Raw genomic sequence first — 14,806 nt, 5'->3', positions numbered from 1 at the left:
TCGGATCGGCCCCGGCCAGGAGCTGGTCCAGGATCGCGTCAGGGACGTGGGGTGCTTTGCGTCGTGCCATCGGGAACCTCCTTCGGATCCACTATGGCCGCCCCCACACGAAATTCCTGACAGTCCCCCGCTACGACGAAGATGGTCCGCAGCTATGGTCGTGCTCCGTGCGGTCAGCGCTGCCGGATCGCCGTGCCTCACGGGCACTACAAGACCACCACCATCACCGCCGCCCTGCGCGCCACGGGACTGATCGCCAGGAGCGTCTTCGATGGAGCCACGAATGGTATGCGCTTCCGCGCCTACGTCACCGACATCTTGGCTCCGGTGCTGAGGCCCGGTGACACCGTCATCCTCGACAATCTGAACGCCCACAAGGTCGCCGGGGTGCGCGAGGCCATCGAGGCGGTCGGCGCACGGGTTCTCTACCTCCCGCCCTACAGTCCCGACTTCAATCCGATCGAGCAGGTCTTTGCCAAGGTCAAAGCCCTCCTCCGGACGGCTGCAGCACGGACCGCCGCCGACCTGACCATCGCCATCGAGGACGCGTTCGCCGCCGTTCGACCGGATGAGTGCCGAAACTACCTCACTGCAGCTGGATACGATGCCTATGAGCCAACCTGAAAGGGCACGGCTCTAGCGCCACGGATCTCGACCCTTGGATCGCGAAAACGAGAGTTTGCGGCGCTCCTGCTATCGCGACCTTCGCCTCGGGACTGGACGGTGACGCAACCGCGGTTAAGGCTGCCCTGACCGAGCCCCGGAGCAGCGGTCAGGCCGAAGGCCAAATCAACCGGCTCAAGCTGATCAAGCGCCAAAGCTACGGCCGGGCAGGTCTCGTTCTCCTCCAGCGCCGCATGGTCCTCGCCACCCGATTCACGCAAAGTGAGGAAGAGCCACAGAAACGGGGCAATCCCAATTCAGTTGCCCAATGGGTCACATCCCAACGACGTTCCGCAATCAAACAGATAGGCAACTCAGACGCGAATGCTTTGCATCTCTGGCTGCACAATCGTCCTATTGCCGGTTCAGAGAAAAAATCGAAGTTCCCAACGCCGTCACTAATCCGCTAAGCACTAGTAACATCAGCACGGCGTCCCGCACGTCGTGGCCATACTCGCCGCCCTGACGGATCGCATAGACGCTCAAGGCCAGCGCAAACGACACCAGGAGCACAATGATGAGGTCTGGCAGCATCAATGCCTCCTGATCGCCACACAACGGCGATCCGGACCGGCAGTTGCGGTTAGTACCGCTCCCTCGCGGTAGGCGAATTACGCGCAGACGTGAAAGGCTGTGCGGACTGGATAGGGCCATCCGGCCGAACAGAGCGCTACCCAACTTCTTCGAACCTAAAAGCAGCTTGGTAGTCACAGTGCCCTTAATCGACGGCGCCTCTTCCATGAGGCGGCGGATGACACGATGGTGGGCCCGGCAGGACTCGAACCTGCAACCAGACCGTTATGAGCGGTCGGCTCTAACCATTGAGCTACAGGCCCTGCGCCCGCATAGCCCTCGCAGGCCTGCGGTTGCAATCTGTGTCCCATCTGCAAGCGGCGTAGCGGAGGGCGATCCTATTCGGCCGCCTCCGTCTTACCGGTACCCTCCTGATCGTCCTCAGCCTCGCCCTCGGCCTGATCGTCCGAGCCTTGGTTCTCCATGGTCGCAGCAGGAGCGCCGGCACGGTAGATATCGCCATGGCGTTCGAGTTCGCCGCTCGTCGACATCACACTGAGGTATGTGGCCAGGGTGTTGGCCGCTACGTCGGTCAGGCGCTCCGTGATCTGGGCGTGCGTCAGGCCATCGGTGCCGGCATCCTCCAGGAGCGCCTTGAGTCGACCCTTGGCAGAGTTCGCCCGGGGGCCTCGGGGTCCGCGGCCAGCGCGAGGCTGATCATCGATGTTGGACGCACGGCGGCGCTTCGGCTGATCGTCAGCCAGCTCAATCATCGCCGTGCCTTCAACGATCGACGCCAGCGACCGCTCGGCCATGCGGAGCTTCGCCAACTCGCCGCTCACCCGCTCGTACTCAGCCTCAAGGGTCTCGCGCTGATGCCTCACGTTGGCCAGGGCCCTTGCGAGCGTGTCGTCATTTGCCATTGGTCGATCGACTTCTTCGGTTTTGGGGTGTGGGCTTACAGGCGTAGTCGCTAAGCGTATCATTTGGCCATCTCATGATCGTTGCGATGACGGAAGCTCGCGCCTGCAGCCTGCAGAGCCTGCATGAAAGTGTTGAGCTGGGCAATCGTGACTGTCGGGTCGGCGAGGCTGCTCTCGGCCCGCGCCACAACGCTCACAGCACCTTGGCGTGCTGAGCCAGATCTCTGGGCGCCCAGCGACGGGAGAGCCTGTCTGTCGTCATGCGTTTTAAGCCGTTGAAAGTCGGATCAAGAGTGAGACTTTCTCAGGGATCATCGACATGCAAGTCGCGATCGACGTCCTTTGCTCGGCACCGTTGACCGCTTCGAGGCTCTATGTATCAAACCTTCTCCGCAAGTCTCAATGCCGGTGACCGAGCAGCGCAGACGTCCATCGATGTCAATGTTCTCCAGCCTGATCGCCGTCACAGCACCATCAATCCACCGCCAGCTCCTATGGTTATGCTGTTAGCCATAATAACTGGGTGACCTACGCGGGCTATTTAGATTGGCAGGCTTAGCAATGCATTAATTTGAGAGATAACCGAGTAATAACTTTGAGGCGGGGTTTGCCTGATGCAGAGGGCAATGAGCGTCCGATAAAACTAGGAATGAGGTTTCTTGATCAGAAATAACCAGCAATCAGTATTGGCGACAAATTAGTGCAAATAATAAATTCTGAGATCAACTTATTTTCCCAACAGAGCGATAGTTTTCTCGCGTGACTTGTGAACTGCAATGAATGTATGAATTCCATTGGGCAGGCTATTGTAATTGATCGGCTGTTCAAAATTAATGCATCGATTAGAGATGGTGCTTAGCGCGAAGTCATGTTTCGATAGGGCGTCAACTATTTTTCTCAGACTGTCGGAATGATTCGACGTCGATAAGTAATATTTTAGTTGTACTATATGAATATCACCGGCGGCGAGTTTGCCCTGGAAGCCCTCTAAAACAAGATTGTTTTCGTGGCCGGTATTTAGATTTAAAATATCGATTGATTTGATCGAGTTTTTCTCACAGTAAGCATCTCCTGACAATTCTTTGACGATTGTTTTTTCCCATTTGCCGCCACGGGGCACATTTCCATGAATTAGCAACGATGCTTGAGGATAAATAGGGTCGTATTCTAGCAAACGGGATCCGTCTTTATTCGATAGACCGAACTCGTTTAGTATAAATCGGTCGGACAACGATCTGGCGCTAAGATATTTATTCAATAAAGGATTTACTTCAAAAGAATGTATTTTCGCCATTGTAAATTTATTTAGACATACGGCAGCATATTCGCCGTCATTTGCGCCGACATCAAGGATCGTATGTACTTCAAGCTGAGCAATTTTATCTAGCAAATTCAGTTCTTCGGAGGAAACGGACTGGCATTTCAAACCGCTGCGTCTAATTTTTAAAAACGGAGCCCACCGAGCAACAAAATTATCAAAAATGGTCCCGTCTTGCTGAGCCGCCTGATTCATGTTCGCTCCTGCTTCCTGCAGCGTAGTCATGTAAACTCACTGTAGATCGAACTCATTTTAGCATATTTCCGGCCTGACACAAACTGACGTTCCGAAAGTTTTGTAGGGCTTGGTCTCTCCTTGCGACATCGGTTCGATGGTGGTTTTATAGTGATTCAAAAATTTATGCAGGTGATTAAATTTAAGGAATTTACGATCCGGTAGTTGTATGCTGCTCAATCGACGCAATCTTATAAGTCTAGAAACCGTTCAAAGGCTGTGTTTTATCAACATAAATATTATCACACGATTTTGTCACTGACCTTGATCGAGATGGAGGCTGGCCGGTTAATGCAGGCTCTGTGGCCTGTTTGTATGCAAAATGTAAGTTTGAAGAACCTGTTTTCGACCTGTTCGGTGCGAGCAGATCGCTGGTCGCGGTAGGCGTAAGTGACTGCAAGACCACTCAAAATGCCCCCCCGGGGCCCATTTTCTAGTCTTTTCTGGCGTGTATTTTTGTGAAAACAGAACATCTGGACAATCGCCGTAGCAACGATGGTCTCATTGTTCCGGATGGTCCTGTGTAAGTCGATCGAGCGGGCGCCGCGAAATAAAATTACTGCAATCAAATGGTGATCTCTAATTAATGACATCAACCAGCGGTTGCGACCTCCGGCCAGCGTTTTAAAACTTCACAAAATATTTTCGCGACTTTCTTCATATCGAACGTCCGGAGCCTAGCGTCCGGACCGAAGGTGGTCTTACCTATATCACCACGCGCCGCATCAGGTGGCGCTTCCCAATTCGTGGGACGTGTGGCGAGTTTACCTAAAACGCGAACCCGACTTCGGCCGCGAAGGCGTCGAGGAGCGGCAGCGAGGCGTCGAACAGCGGGCGGGAGCCGAAAGCGTCGCCGGCGCGCACGAACAGGGTCGCCTTGGCGTTGCGATGGGGGCCGAACACGCAGGCCAAGCGGCCGTCGTCCTTGAGCTGGTCGAGCAGCGCCTGCGGCCTGACCTCGACGCGGCCGTTGATCAGGATGACGTCGAACGGGGCCTGCTTGGGGGCGCCGGCCTCCAGCGGACCCTCGATCACCCGGGCCGAGGTTCCGAGTTTGCCACGGACCGCCTCGGCGAAACCGGGCGCCGATTCCAGAGCGGTCACATCCGCGCCGAGTTCCGCCATCACGGCGGCAGCGTAACCGGTGCCGCTGCCGACATCGAGGGCGCTGGCGCCGGGCCGGATCTTAAGGGCCTGGATCAGTCGGGCAAGTACCATCGGCGCCGGCAGGCAACGGGCCTCGCCGTTGGCCCCGGCGAGATTCAGGGTCTGATCGATGTAGGCGAACGGCTCGCGGCCTTTCGGCACGAAGGTCTCGCGCGGCACCGTGTCGAACGCGTCGAGCACCGCGTTGTCGTTCACGTCGAAGGTCCGCAACTGGCAGTCGACCATCATCCGCCGCGCCTGCGCGTAATCGATCATCGATACGTGTCCTCGAACCGGATCGGAATGCTGCCCCGGCCGGGCCGCGGCGGACGCCGGGGGCCCCGGCCAAGCGCGAGCGTTCCGGACGCGCGCGTTTTCGGAGATCACCCGCCAAAAGGCAAGGTTCTCTCGGACGGGCACGTCGCCGACACGCCTGCCCACCGGCGAAGCGGATAGCGGAGCGCGGGTGACGACCGCATCCCGCTGTCGCGCGAGGGTTGTCCGCGGGCTCGCCTTGCACGGCTAGACGTTGAATAATGAGTACAGACCGGACCGGGCGATCCAAGACGCCGGCCGTATCGGGAGACACCATGATTCCAGCCAGCAAGCCGATCCTGAGCCGCGGGCTCGCCACCGCGCTCGCCTGCCTGGGCCTCGGGACCCTCGCTCCGGGCGGATCGCGCGCTCAGGAGACGCCGGCCAGCTCGGCGCCCCCGGCCACCGTGCAGGTCGACCGCGGCTCGGCGCTCTACGGACGCCCCGAAGGCGGGGACGCGGCCAAGCTCGCCCCGGTAGCGGGGCCACCCCTGGCCACCGCCGCCGCCAAGCTGCCACTCGACAAGCTGAAGGTGCCGGAGGGCTTCAAGGTCGAGGTCTATGCCAGCGGCCTCGCCAACGCGCGCTCGATGACGCAGGCGCCGGACGGCACGCTGTTCATCGGCACCCGCACGGTCGGCAAGGTCTACGCGGTGCTGCCGCAGGCCGGGCCGGACGGCAAGCGCGTGGTGAAGACCATCGCGTCCGGCCTCCACCGTCCGAACGGCGTCGCGTTCCACGACGGCGCCCTGTACGTGGCCGAGCTGTCCAAGATCTGGCGCTACGACGACATCGCCAAGCACCTCGACGGCGCCGAGAAGCCGACCCTCGTCTACGACGACCTGCCGAAGGACGAGGCCCATGGCTGGAAGTTCATCGCCATCGGTCCGGACAACAAGCTCTACGTCCCGGTCGGCGCGCCCGGCAACATCGTGATGCCCCCGGACACGCACGCCCAGATCCGGCGCATCGATCTCGATGGCAAGAACGCCGAGGTGGTCGCCCGCGGGGTGCGCAACACGGTGGGCTTCGACTGGAACCCGAAGACCAAGCAGCTCTGGTTCACCGACAATGGCCGCGACTGGGTCTCTGAGGACATCCCGAACGACGAGCTGAACGTGCTGACCGAACCCGGCAAGCAGCATTTCGGCTACCCGTTCTGCCACCAGGGCACGTTCACCGATCCCGAATACGGCTGGGGCCATTCCTGCTCGGAATTCACGGCCCCGGCGGGCCTGCTCGGGCCGCACACGGCCTCGCTCGGCATGCGGTTCTACACCGGCGCGCAGTTCCCGGAGGCTTACAAGGATGCGGTCTTCATCGCCCGGCACGGGTCCTGGAACCGCACGACGAAGCTCGGGGGCGACGTGGTGATGGCGAAGCTCGGCCCGGACGGCAAGGTCGCATCCGTCGAGCCGTTCCTGACCGGCTTCCTGCAGGACAACAAGTATGCCGGGCGCCCGGCGGACGTGCTGGTCGCCAAGGACGGGTCGCTGCTCGTCTCGGACGATTACAACGGCGCGATCTACCGCGTCAGCTACGGCCAGTGATGCGCGGTCCGTCGAGGATCGGGGTTGTCCGGGGGCTCGCGCTGCCCCTCGGCGCCCTGCTGGCGGGGGCGGCTCTGGCCGCGCCCCAGTCGACCGTACCCCAGTCGGCCGTGCCGGAGCGGCTGGCCCCGTGCGTGGCCTGCCACGGGAGCGGCACCTCCGAGACCGAGGGTGTACCCTCGCTCGGCGGACAGCAGGCGGATTATGTCGTGACGCAGCTGTTCCAGTTCCGGGAGAAGCAGCGTGAGGCCCCGCCGATGAACGACGTCGCCGCCGGCTTCTCCGACGACGACCTGCGCGCCTATGCCGATGCGGTCGCGACCCTGCCGCCCCCCGCGTGGTCGGGGCCGGCTGCGGACCCGGCCCTGGTGGCACGCGCGCAGGCGCTGGTCTCCAAGCACCAGTGCAATTCCTGCCACGGCGCCGACTTGGCCGGCCGGGATGCGATTCCCCGAATCCGGGCGCAGCGGGAAGAGGTCCTCGCGCAGGCGCTCGCGGCCTACAAGTCGAACGCCCGGCCGGGCTACGACCCCGCGATGAACGAAGTCGCGCAGGGCCTGAGCGAGGCCGACATCAAGGATCTGGCGGCCTACGTGGCCCGGCTGTAGGCAGCGCAGCTCAACCGACGGTGCGCAGCGTATCGCCCACGGCCAGCGCTCCGCCGGCGATCACCTCGGCGTAGACGCCGAGGTCGCGGTGGCCGAGCCGTGCGTCGAGAGTCCAGGGGATGTCGAGGTCGCGCACGCCGCTCACCGGATCGACGTTGGTGGCGGCGCAGCGCACCGTGCGCTTGGTCACCTTGAGCCGCAATCCGCTCGGGGCCTCGATCACCCGCCCGACCATGTCGAGCTCGGCGAACGGCGCCAGCCCATCGACCAGCAGGTTGCCACGGAACCGCAGCGGATCGACCGGCGCGCCGAGATAGTCTTCGACGGCCGTCACGCTCGCCCGGTTGATCAGCGAGACGTAGCCGGTGGGCGAATCGGTGAACCGGTATTGCGGCGGCGCCGCGAGCACCTTCGGTTCACCCCGCAGGCTCTCCGGGAGGTAGCGCCGCATCAGGTCGGCCAGCCCGTCGCGACCGGCCTCCGTGTCGAGCCGGAAGGCCAGCGTTTCGCCGGCATGCTCCACCGTGAGGGTCGCGGTGGCGTCGTCGTAACGGGTGCGCAGGCGGGCCAGCGCCTCGTCGCGCATCAGCATCAGGTACTTGGTCTTGGGCTGGTGCCGCGGCGCCACCGGGTTGAAGCCCGAAGGCCCGTTCTCGATGGCATAGAGCCGGTCCCCCGGGAAGAAGCCGCTGGTCTCCAGCTCCGCCCGTTCCAAGGGCTCGGGACTCAGCCCCTTCACGGGGTAGCGGTAGAGGCCGAGGAGGCCGATGTCGTGCGCGGCTTGCATGGCGCGAAGGTGGCTTGGAAAAGCTGTGCCGCGCAAGTGCCGAAGCCCTTGTGGTGCGCAAATACAACACCACATCCGGATCACCGGCGGCTTTCGGCGCCGGGGTCCCTCGCGGCAGAGTGCCGGGGGGCGACGTTTCGGCAGGGCCGCGCCATCTCGGGCGGCGGATGCCGGCACGGGAGGGTGAGACACGCATGAATTTCGAACTCTACACCGAGCGCGCCCGCGGCTTCGTCCAGGCGGCTCAGAACCTCGCGATGCGCGAGGGCCATCCGCAGCTTCAGCCGGGGCACCTGCTCAAGGTGCTGCTCGACGATCCCGAGGGCCTGTGCGCCGGTCTGATCGACCGCGCGGGCGGGCAGTCGCGGGTCGCGCTGGCGCAGACCGAGCAGTGGCTCGCCAAGCAGCCGAAGGTTTCCGGCAATGCGTCGGCCCCGCAGGCGACGCGCGAGCTGATGCGCCTGTTCGACACCGCCGAGACCGCCGCCAAGAAGGCCGGCGATTCCTTCGTCACGGTGGAGCGCCTGCTTCTCGCCCTGGCGGTGGAGAAGGAGTCCGAGGCCGGCCGCGCGCTGCAGGCGGCGGGCGTGACGCCCGCGTCGCTGAACGGAGCGATCAATGCGCTCCGCAAGGGCCGCACCGCCGACAACGCTTCGGCCGAGAACGCCTACGACGCGCTGAAGAAATATGCCCGCGACCTCACCGAGGCCGCCCGGGACGGCAAGCTCGACCCGGTGATCGGCCGCGACGAGGAGATCCGGCGGACCATCCAGGTCCTGTCGCGGCGCACCAAGAACAACCCCGTCCTGATCGGCGAGCCTGGCGTCGGCAAGACCGCGATCGTGGAGGGCCTGGCCCTGCGCATCATCAACGGCGACGTGCCGGAATCGCTTAAGGACAAGAGCCTGCTGGCCCTCGACATGGGCTCCCTGATCGCCGGCGCGAAGTATCGCGGCGAGTTCGAGGAGCGGCTGAAGGGCGTGCTCTCCGAGGTCACGGCGGCCGAGGGCGGCATCATCCTGTTCATCGACGAGATGCACACGCTGGTCGGCGCCGGGAAGGCGGACGGGGCGATGGACGCCTCGAACCTGCTGAAGCCGGCGCTCGCCCGCGGCGAACTGCACTGCGTCGGCGCGACCACGCTGGACGAGTACCGCAAGCACGTGGAGAAAGACGCGGCCCTGGCCCGGCGCTTCCAGCCGGTCTTCGTGTCGGAGCCCACCGTGGAGGACACGGTGTCGATCCTGCGCGGGCTGAAGGAGAAGTACGAGCAGCACCACGGCGTGCGCATCCAGGATTCGGCCCTGGTGGCGGCCGCGACGCTCTCGAACCGCTACATCACCGACCGGTTCCTGCCCGACAAGGCGATCGACCTGATCGACGAGGCTGGCTCGCGCCTGCGCATGCAGGTCGATTCGAAGCCCGAGGAACTCGATTCGGTCGACCGCGAGATCGTACGGCTGAAGATCGAGGCCGAGGCGCTCAAGAAGGAGACCGATTCCGCCTCCCGCGACCGGCTGGTCCGGCTGGAGCGGGAGCTGGCCGACCTGGAGGAGCGTTCGGCGTCGATCACGGCCCGGTGGAAGGCCGAGAAGGACAAGCTCGGCACGGCCGCCGGCCTGAAGAAGAAACTCGACGAGGCCCGCAACGAGCTGGCCGCGGCCCAGCGCCAGGGCCAGTACCAGCGCGCCGGCGAACTCGCCTACGGCGTGATTCCCGGCCTGGAGAAGCAGCTCGCCGAGATCGAGGAGAAGGCCGAGGGCGGTCGCGACGGCATGATGGAGGAGGCGGTGACGCCCGCTCACGTCGCCGGGGTTGTGTCGCGCTGGACCGGCGTACCGGTGGACAAGATGCTGGAGGGCGAGCGCGAGAAGCTGCTCGACATGGAGGACGCGCTCGCCAAGCGCGTCGTCGGCCAGCGCGAGGCGGTGGAGGCGGTCTCGACCGCGGTCCGGCGTGCGCGGGCGGGGCTTCAGGACCCGAACCGGCCGATCGGCTCGTTCATGTTCCTCGGCCCCACGGGCGTCGGCAAGACCGAGTTGACCAAGGCGCTCGCCGGCTTCCTGTTCGACGACGACACGGCGCTCGTGCGCATCGACATGTCCGAGTACATGGAGAAGCACGCGGTGGCCCGCCTGATCGGCGCGCCTCCGGGCTATGTCGGCTACGAGGAGGGCGGGGCGCTCACCGAGGCGGTCCGGCGGCGGCCCTATCAGGTCGTGCTGTTCGACGAAGTCGAGAAGGCGCATCCGGACGTGTTCAACGTCCTGCTGCAGGTTCTCGACGACGGCCGGCTCACGGACGGGCAGGGGCGGACGGTCGACTTCCGCAACACGCTTCTGATCATGACCTCGAATCTCGGGTCCGAGTACCTGGTGAACCAGCCCGCGGGCGAGGACACCGATGCGGTCCGCGACGAGGTGATGAACGTGGTGCGGGGCCACTTCCGGCCGGAATTCCTGAACCGGGTCGACGAGATCATCCTGTTCCACCGCTTGGCGCGGTCGGAGATGGGGGCGATCGTGGAGATCCAGCTCGGGCGCCTGGCGAAGCTCCTGGAGGATCGCAAGATCGTCCTCGACCTCGACGAGGAGGCCAAGATCTGGCTCGCCGACAAGGGCTACGACCCCGCCTACGGCGCGCGCCCGCTCAAGCGGGTGATCCAGAAGAACGTCCAGGATCCGCTGGCCGAGCTGGTGCTCTCGGGCAAGATCCACGACGGCGAGACGGTGTCGGTCCGCTCGGGTCCGATGGGCCTGATGATTGGCGACGTCACGGTCGGCGCCGAGCGCCGGCCCGCGAACGTGGCCCTGAACTGAGCGCTGCGGTTTGCGAGTAAGGCGGCGCGCCGGATGACGGCGCGCCGCCTCTTTTTGCGATTGCGGCGTCGCCTTAGTGTCCGAACCAGCGCAGCAGGCCGCTCGCGACGAATACCGCGATCAGAGCCAAGAACAGCTGCGGGCTCGTCGGCATCGATGCCACACGCCCCTTGATCTCGGCGGTATCGGCCAGGATCCTCTTCAGGTTGGCCCTGATTTCGAGCCGCTTAATGCGTGTTTCCATGTGTTGGGATGTCCCGCCTGGGCCGCCCGGAGGCGTGCCCGAGCCATGGCTGTTGCGGCTATCGCGTCTCGCAGCTTGCCAGCGCATTTGCGCGCGCCAAAGGGCCGATTGGGCCATGGTCCGTCTATGTTGTGAGATTGGCGCTCAGCGTATCGAGGAATGTGGCGGCTTCCTCAATGCTCCTGCTAGCTTGCGCGAGGTGCTTGCGCTTGAAGCCGCCACAATCATCCGCTTCGACGGCATCGTTCACAGCGTAAACCGCGGTCAAGCACTGGCCGAGCGAGGCGACCATCTCATCGGTCTGGCACGCATCAAGCGGAATGGTTTCCCGACGCTCGACCTTATCGGTCCAGCTGCTGTTCGAATACCGGACTATCTCGTCTTCGGATGTCATGTGTAAGAGTTCCGGAACCCGTGCTGACGACTGTGTCGAACGGTGAACATCGAGTCGATGCCAGCATGATGGCAGCTCTTTCAACGGCGCGCATGTCAAAACGCCCAGCATAAGACTTCTATCCTCGAAATCCGGGCCCGTCTCGAGAATTGATCGAATAGTGGCCGCTATCAGCCCCCCGCAACACGCCGAGCGTGAGCCAGGATGACCACCTGCAGCGCAAGCCCTCCAGCCGCGACCGCGGCGGCCGCCACCGGCAAGGCGGAGATTCCCGCCAGCGTGACCACCACGCCCCCGAGCGCCGCGCCCGCCGCGCCGCCGAGATAGTTCGCGGAGCTGTTCAGCGCGACCGAGACGCTGCCATGCTCCGGCCGGAGGTGGAGCAGGGCATGCTGCTGCGGCGCCTGCGAGGCCCAGCCCATCGCGCCCCAGAGCAGCACCGGCAGGTAGCCGAGAAGCGAGACGCCCAGCAGGCCGGGAAGCCATGCGAGCGCCAGCGTCAGGGCGGCCAGGATGACCGCCATGATCCGCCGGGGATCGCGGGTCCGGTCGATCAGCGGCCCGACCGAAAAACTACCCACCATCCCGCCGATGCCCCAGGCCCAGAAATGAGAGGCCGCTGCGCCACCCAGCCCGGCCCGCTCCAGAAGGGATGCCAAGTAGGTGTAGAGACCGAGGCTGGCGATTGCCGTTAGGAACGTGACCGCCACCGTCGCGACGATGGCTGAGTCGGTCAGCAAGGCCGCACGCGCGCGCCAGGACGGCGGCTCCGCGGCGATGATGTCGGGCAGGCGCGCCAGGATGCCGGCAGTCGCTGCCGCACCCAGGATCGTCACCATCCAGAGCGCGCCCTGCCAGCCGAGCCTGTCGGCGATCCACAACCCGGCCGGAACGCCGATCACCGTCCCGGTGCTCATGCCGCCCAGCGTCAGCGCCAGCGCGCGCCCTTTGCGGCCCGGATCCACCAGGGCCGCCGCCGATGTGATCGCGACCGGAGCGTAGAGGCCGGCCGCGAGGCCGGCGAGCGCCCGGGCGAGGAGCAGCCCGAACAGGCCGGTCGCGAGGGCGCTCAACAGGTTCGCTAGAGTGAAGATCGCAAGCGCCACGCCGAGCACGCGCCGCACCGGCCGTCCGGCGAGCAGACCTGCGCAGATCGGCGCCGCCAGGGCGTAAGCCAACGTGAAGACCGTGACAGCCTGTCCGGCTTCGCCGGCGCTAATGTCGAACGTGGCTCCGATCTTCGGGAGCAGCCCCGCGACCACGTACGCATCCAAGCCCAGGGCGAACATCCCGAGCGCCAGAATCGCGATTGGCTTCACGTCTCGCCGCCTATTTACGATCTACGACGAAAATCGTACATATAAGGCGCCATGAGTGCCCGCAAGTTCTTTCACCCCGACCGCGCCGAGCTGACCCTGCATCGGGTGCTGTTCGCGCTAAGCGATCCGACCCGCCTCGCGGTCGTGTCGGACCTCCTAATGGCCGGCGAGCGCGCGTCCGGCGACCTCCTGGCCGAAAGCGTGCCGCGATCGACCATGACGCACCATCTCAAGATCCTGCGCGAGGCCGGCGTGACGCGCACCCGGCCCGAAGGGATGCGCTGCCTGATCTCGCTGCGCCGTGAGGACGTCGGCGCCCGCTTCCCCGGCCTCCTCGACGCCATCATGGCCCATGGCGAGGCCGAAGCGTGAGGGCGTCGCCGGCTGCGTCCAGGAAGAATGCGTTTCCGACGGGCATACCCCTCGGCGGGAGCCGGCGCTGAGCCCCGATTCCTGTGGGCCTTGCCAGACAGTAGGGCCTCCCAACCCGTTGGGTTGGTGGCTAGGCCCGGCGGATCGCCCCCGCCAGGTCGGCCGCCTGGTCCCGATCCCGGCAGACCAGCCAGAGGTCGTCGTGGGCGGACAGCTCCGCGTCGAACAGGTCGATGAAGGCGGCCGGCGGGGCGGCGAGGTCGGGCCAGTGGTAGAGGCCGAATCCCAGGGCCTCGAACAGCGGCAGGATCGGCGCCAGGTCCCACAGCTTGTTGTTGCTCAAGGTCGCGTCGAGCCGACCCGTGGCGAGGAGCGCTGCGTCCGAGATCGTGCCGCCCTCGCTCCAGGGAAACCAGCCGCGCCCGTAATCCACGGTGTAGCGCTGGGCGGTGACCGCGAGCCAGCCGACATGGCCGGTCCGGCGGGGGGAGGGGGCCAACGGGCGCAGCGCCTCCGTCCGGCGCCCGCCCCGGGTCGGCGCCCAGAACGCCTGACCCTCGGAGGCGGCGAACAAGATGCCCTCGGCGGTCTCCGCATTCTCCGTGCGGGCGGGGGCGGAGCGATTCTCGTTCCAGGCTGGCAGGTTCATCACGCCCGCGCGGGGCCAGCCCGACCGGCAGGCCGCCGCCATCACGCCCCAGCCCGACAGGCCGCCCGCGAACGGCCGTGTGCCGTCGATCGGGTCGCCCACGAAGGTCCAGGCCTCGCGCGCCAGCATCGCCTTGGCGGCCGCGTGGCCGAGGTCGTCGGCGGTCTCTTCCTCGATCAGGTCGGGGCCGAACCGCGCGTGCAGCAGGCGGCTCACGGCGAGGTCCGCCTCGGTTAGCGCCTGGCCGAGGTCGGGCCCCTTGTTGGTCATCGCGAGACCCTCCGCGCGCATCGCGAGCGCCAGCGGCGCGGCCTCCTCGGTGAAGGCGAGCAGTGCGGCGAGGACATCGCCGGCCGGGGCGTCGGGTGCGATCATGCGGCGAACAACGCGGGCTGGCGCAGCATCAGCGCCTGGACCAGGACCAGGGTCTTGAGATCGGACAGCCGCCCGGCGCGGACCCGCTCCGCGAGTTCGGCCAGAGGCACCTCCAGCACCTCGACCTGCTCGCCCTCGCCGGGCAATCCGCCCCCCGGGCCGACGCGGTCGGCCTGATGGTAGGGGGCGAGGTAGAGCCACAGGCGCTCCGAGGAAACGCTCGGCATGCTGTAGGCATGGGTGACACGCTCGAGACGTTCGAGCTGCACGCCCGCCTCCTCCATCGCCTCGCGGATCGCGGTCGCCTCCGGCTCGCCGCCGTCGAGGCCCCCGGCCGGCGCCTCGTCGAGGGCGGGCGGCTCGCCCCAGAAGGCCGGGCCGACCCGGCTCTGCCGGACCAGCAGGGCCACCCGCCGCTCGGGATCGTAGGGCAGCACGCAGGCCGCCTCGCCGTGGTCCTCCAGGGCCCGCGGCACCGTGCTGCCGTCGGGCTGGGTCAGCGTGGCGATGCCGAAGGTGTTCCAGCCCCGGTGGATCACCCGCAGGGGCAGGGCGGTCTGCGTGCCGGTCATGAGCG

The 14,806-nt window shown here is 65.2% G+C and carries 14 protein-coding genes, 1 tRNA gene and 2 pseudogenes; 6 read left to right on the top strand and 11 right to left on the bottom strand.

Annotated elements, in window-relative coordinates:
* Positions 1-120: 120 nt before the first annotated feature.
* Positions 121-624 (top strand): annotated as a pseudogene (locus FV242_RS18470) (IS630 family transposase); the annotation flags it as partial.
* Positions 621-872, top strand: a pseudogene (locus tag FV242_RS35570) (transposase); the annotation flags it as partial. The pseudogenes FV242_RS18470 and FV242_RS35570, both read left to right, overlap by 4 nt.
* Before the next feature lie 145 nt (positions 873-1,017).
* Here FV242_RS35570 and FV242_RS18460 read toward each other — a convergent pair.
* From FV242_RS18460 to FV242_RS18440, 5 genes are all read right to left on the bottom strand, one after another.
* Positions 1,018-1,197 carry a hypothetical protein gene (locus tag FV242_RS18460; protein WP_147939929.1) on the bottom strand — a complete coding sequence of 60 codons (180 nt, stop codon included), beginning with the start codon at positions 1,195-1,197 and terminating at the stop codon, positions 1,018-1,020.
* A gap of 226 nt (positions 1,198-1,423) precedes the next feature.
* Positions 1,424-1,499 (bottom strand) — tRNA-Ile (locus FV242_RS18455).
* 75 nt (positions 1,500-1,574) lie between these two features.
* Positions 1,575-2,099, bottom strand: coding sequence for a hypothetical protein (locus FV242_RS18450; RefSeq protein WP_147939928.1), 525 nt, complete (start codon positions 2,097-2,099; stop codon positions 1,575-1,577).
* Between the two features lie 727 nt (positions 2,100-2,826).
* On the bottom strand, positions 2,827-3,642 hold the full coding sequence (locus FV242_RS18445) for a hypothetical protein (RefSeq protein ID WP_147939927.1): 816 nt from the start codon (positions 3,640-3,642) through the stop codon (positions 2,827-2,829).
* Positions 3,643-4,419: 777 nt separating this feature from the next.
* Positions 4,420-5,073 carry a protein-L-isoaspartate O-methyltransferase gene (locus tag FV242_RS18440; protein WP_147905978.1) on the bottom strand — a complete coding sequence of 218 codons (654 nt, stop codon included), beginning with the start codon at positions 5,071-5,073 and terminating at the stop codon, positions 4,420-4,422.
* Between the two features lie 314 nt (positions 5,074-5,387).
* Here FV242_RS18440 and FV242_RS18435 point away from each other — a divergent pair, with 314 nt between their 5' ends.
* Together FV242_RS18435 and FV242_RS18430 are read left to right on the top strand one after the other, a co-directional pair.
* On the top strand, positions 5,388-6,662 hold the full coding sequence (locus FV242_RS18435) for a sorbosone dehydrogenase family protein (RefSeq protein WP_187278476.1): 1,275 nt from the start codon (positions 5,388-5,390) through the stop codon (positions 6,660-6,662).
* A complete protein-coding gene (locus tag FV242_RS18430) occupies positions 6,662-7,270 on the top strand; it encodes a c-type cytochrome (RefSeq protein ID WP_147905977.1) in 609 nt (202 codons plus the stop codon). The genes FV242_RS18435 and FV242_RS18430 overlap by 1 nt, the downstream gene beginning before the upstream one ends.
* A 10-nt stretch (positions 7,271-7,280) precedes the next feature.
* On the opposite strand, the gene FV242_RS18425 is transcribed toward FV242_RS18430, so the two are convergent.
* On the bottom strand, positions 7,281-8,057 hold the full coding sequence (locus FV242_RS18425) for an MOSC domain-containing protein (RefSeq protein WP_147939926.1): 777 nt from the start codon (positions 8,055-8,057) through the stop codon (positions 7,281-7,283).
* 194 nt (positions 8,058-8,251) lie between these two features.
* Between FV242_RS18425 and clpB the strand changes: the two genes are divergently transcribed.
* Positions 8,252-10,876, top strand: coding sequence for an ATP-dependent chaperone ClpB (gene clpB, locus FV242_RS18420; RefSeq protein WP_147939925.1), 2,625 nt, complete (start codon positions 8,252-8,254; stop codon positions 10,874-10,876).
* 73 nt (positions 10,877-10,949) lie between these two features.
* Here the strand turns inward: clpB and FV242_RS34660 are convergent, their stop codons facing one another.
* The 3 genes from FV242_RS34660 to FV242_RS18410 all read right to left on the bottom strand — a co-directional run bounded on the left by FV242_RS34660 (position 10,950) and on the right by FV242_RS18410 (position 12,833).
* Positions 10,950-11,120, bottom strand: coding sequence for a hypothetical protein (locus FV242_RS34660; protein ID WP_187193544.1), 171 nt, complete (start codon positions 11,118-11,120; stop codon positions 10,950-10,952).
* A gap of 124 nt (positions 11,121-11,244) precedes the next feature.
* Positions 11,245-11,514 carry a hypothetical protein gene (locus FV242_RS18415; protein ID WP_147939924.1) on the bottom strand — a complete coding sequence of 90 codons (270 nt, stop codon included), beginning with the start codon at positions 11,512-11,514 and terminating at the stop codon, positions 11,245-11,247.
* Between the two features lie 170 nt (positions 11,515-11,684).
* Entirely contained in the window at positions 11,685-12,833 is a 1,149-nt protein-coding gene (locus tag FV242_RS18410) for an MFS transporter (RefSeq protein ID WP_147939923.1), read from the bottom strand.
* 51 nt (positions 12,834-12,884) lie between these two features.
* On the opposite strand from FV242_RS18410, the gene FV242_RS18405 reads away from it, so the two are divergent.
* Positions 12,885-13,205 (top strand): helix-turn-helix transcriptional regulator, encoded by a 321-nt coding sequence (locus FV242_RS18405; protein WP_147939922.1) that lies wholly within the window; start codon positions 12,885-12,887, stop codon positions 13,203-13,205.
* A 130-nt stretch (positions 13,206-13,335) separates the two neighbouring features.
* Here FV242_RS18405 and FV242_RS18400 read toward each other — a convergent pair whose 3' ends face one another.
* Together FV242_RS18400 and FV242_RS18395 are read right to left on the bottom strand one after the other, a co-directional pair.
* Positions 13,336-14,229 carry an inositol monophosphatase family protein gene (locus tag FV242_RS18400; protein WP_147939921.1) on the bottom strand — a complete coding sequence of 298 codons (894 nt, stop codon included), beginning with the start codon at positions 14,227-14,229 and terminating at the stop codon, positions 13,336-13,338.
* Entirely contained in the window at positions 14,226-14,801 is a 576-nt protein-coding gene (locus tag FV242_RS18395) for an NUDIX domain-containing protein (protein WP_147905970.1), read from the bottom strand. Before FV242_RS18395 ends, FV242_RS18400 begins: the two co-directional genes overlap by 4 nt.
* Positions 14,802-14,806: the final 5 nt, after the last annotated feature.

It is taken from the genome of Methylobacterium sp. WL64 (genome assembly GCF_008039945.1).
Classification (GTDB): Bacteria; Pseudomonadota; Alphaproteobacteria; order Rhizobiales; family Beijerinckiaceae; genus Methylobacterium.
The sequence above is the reverse complement of the archived record's forward strand: the minus strand, read 5'-3'. Positions and strand labels throughout refer to the sequence as shown.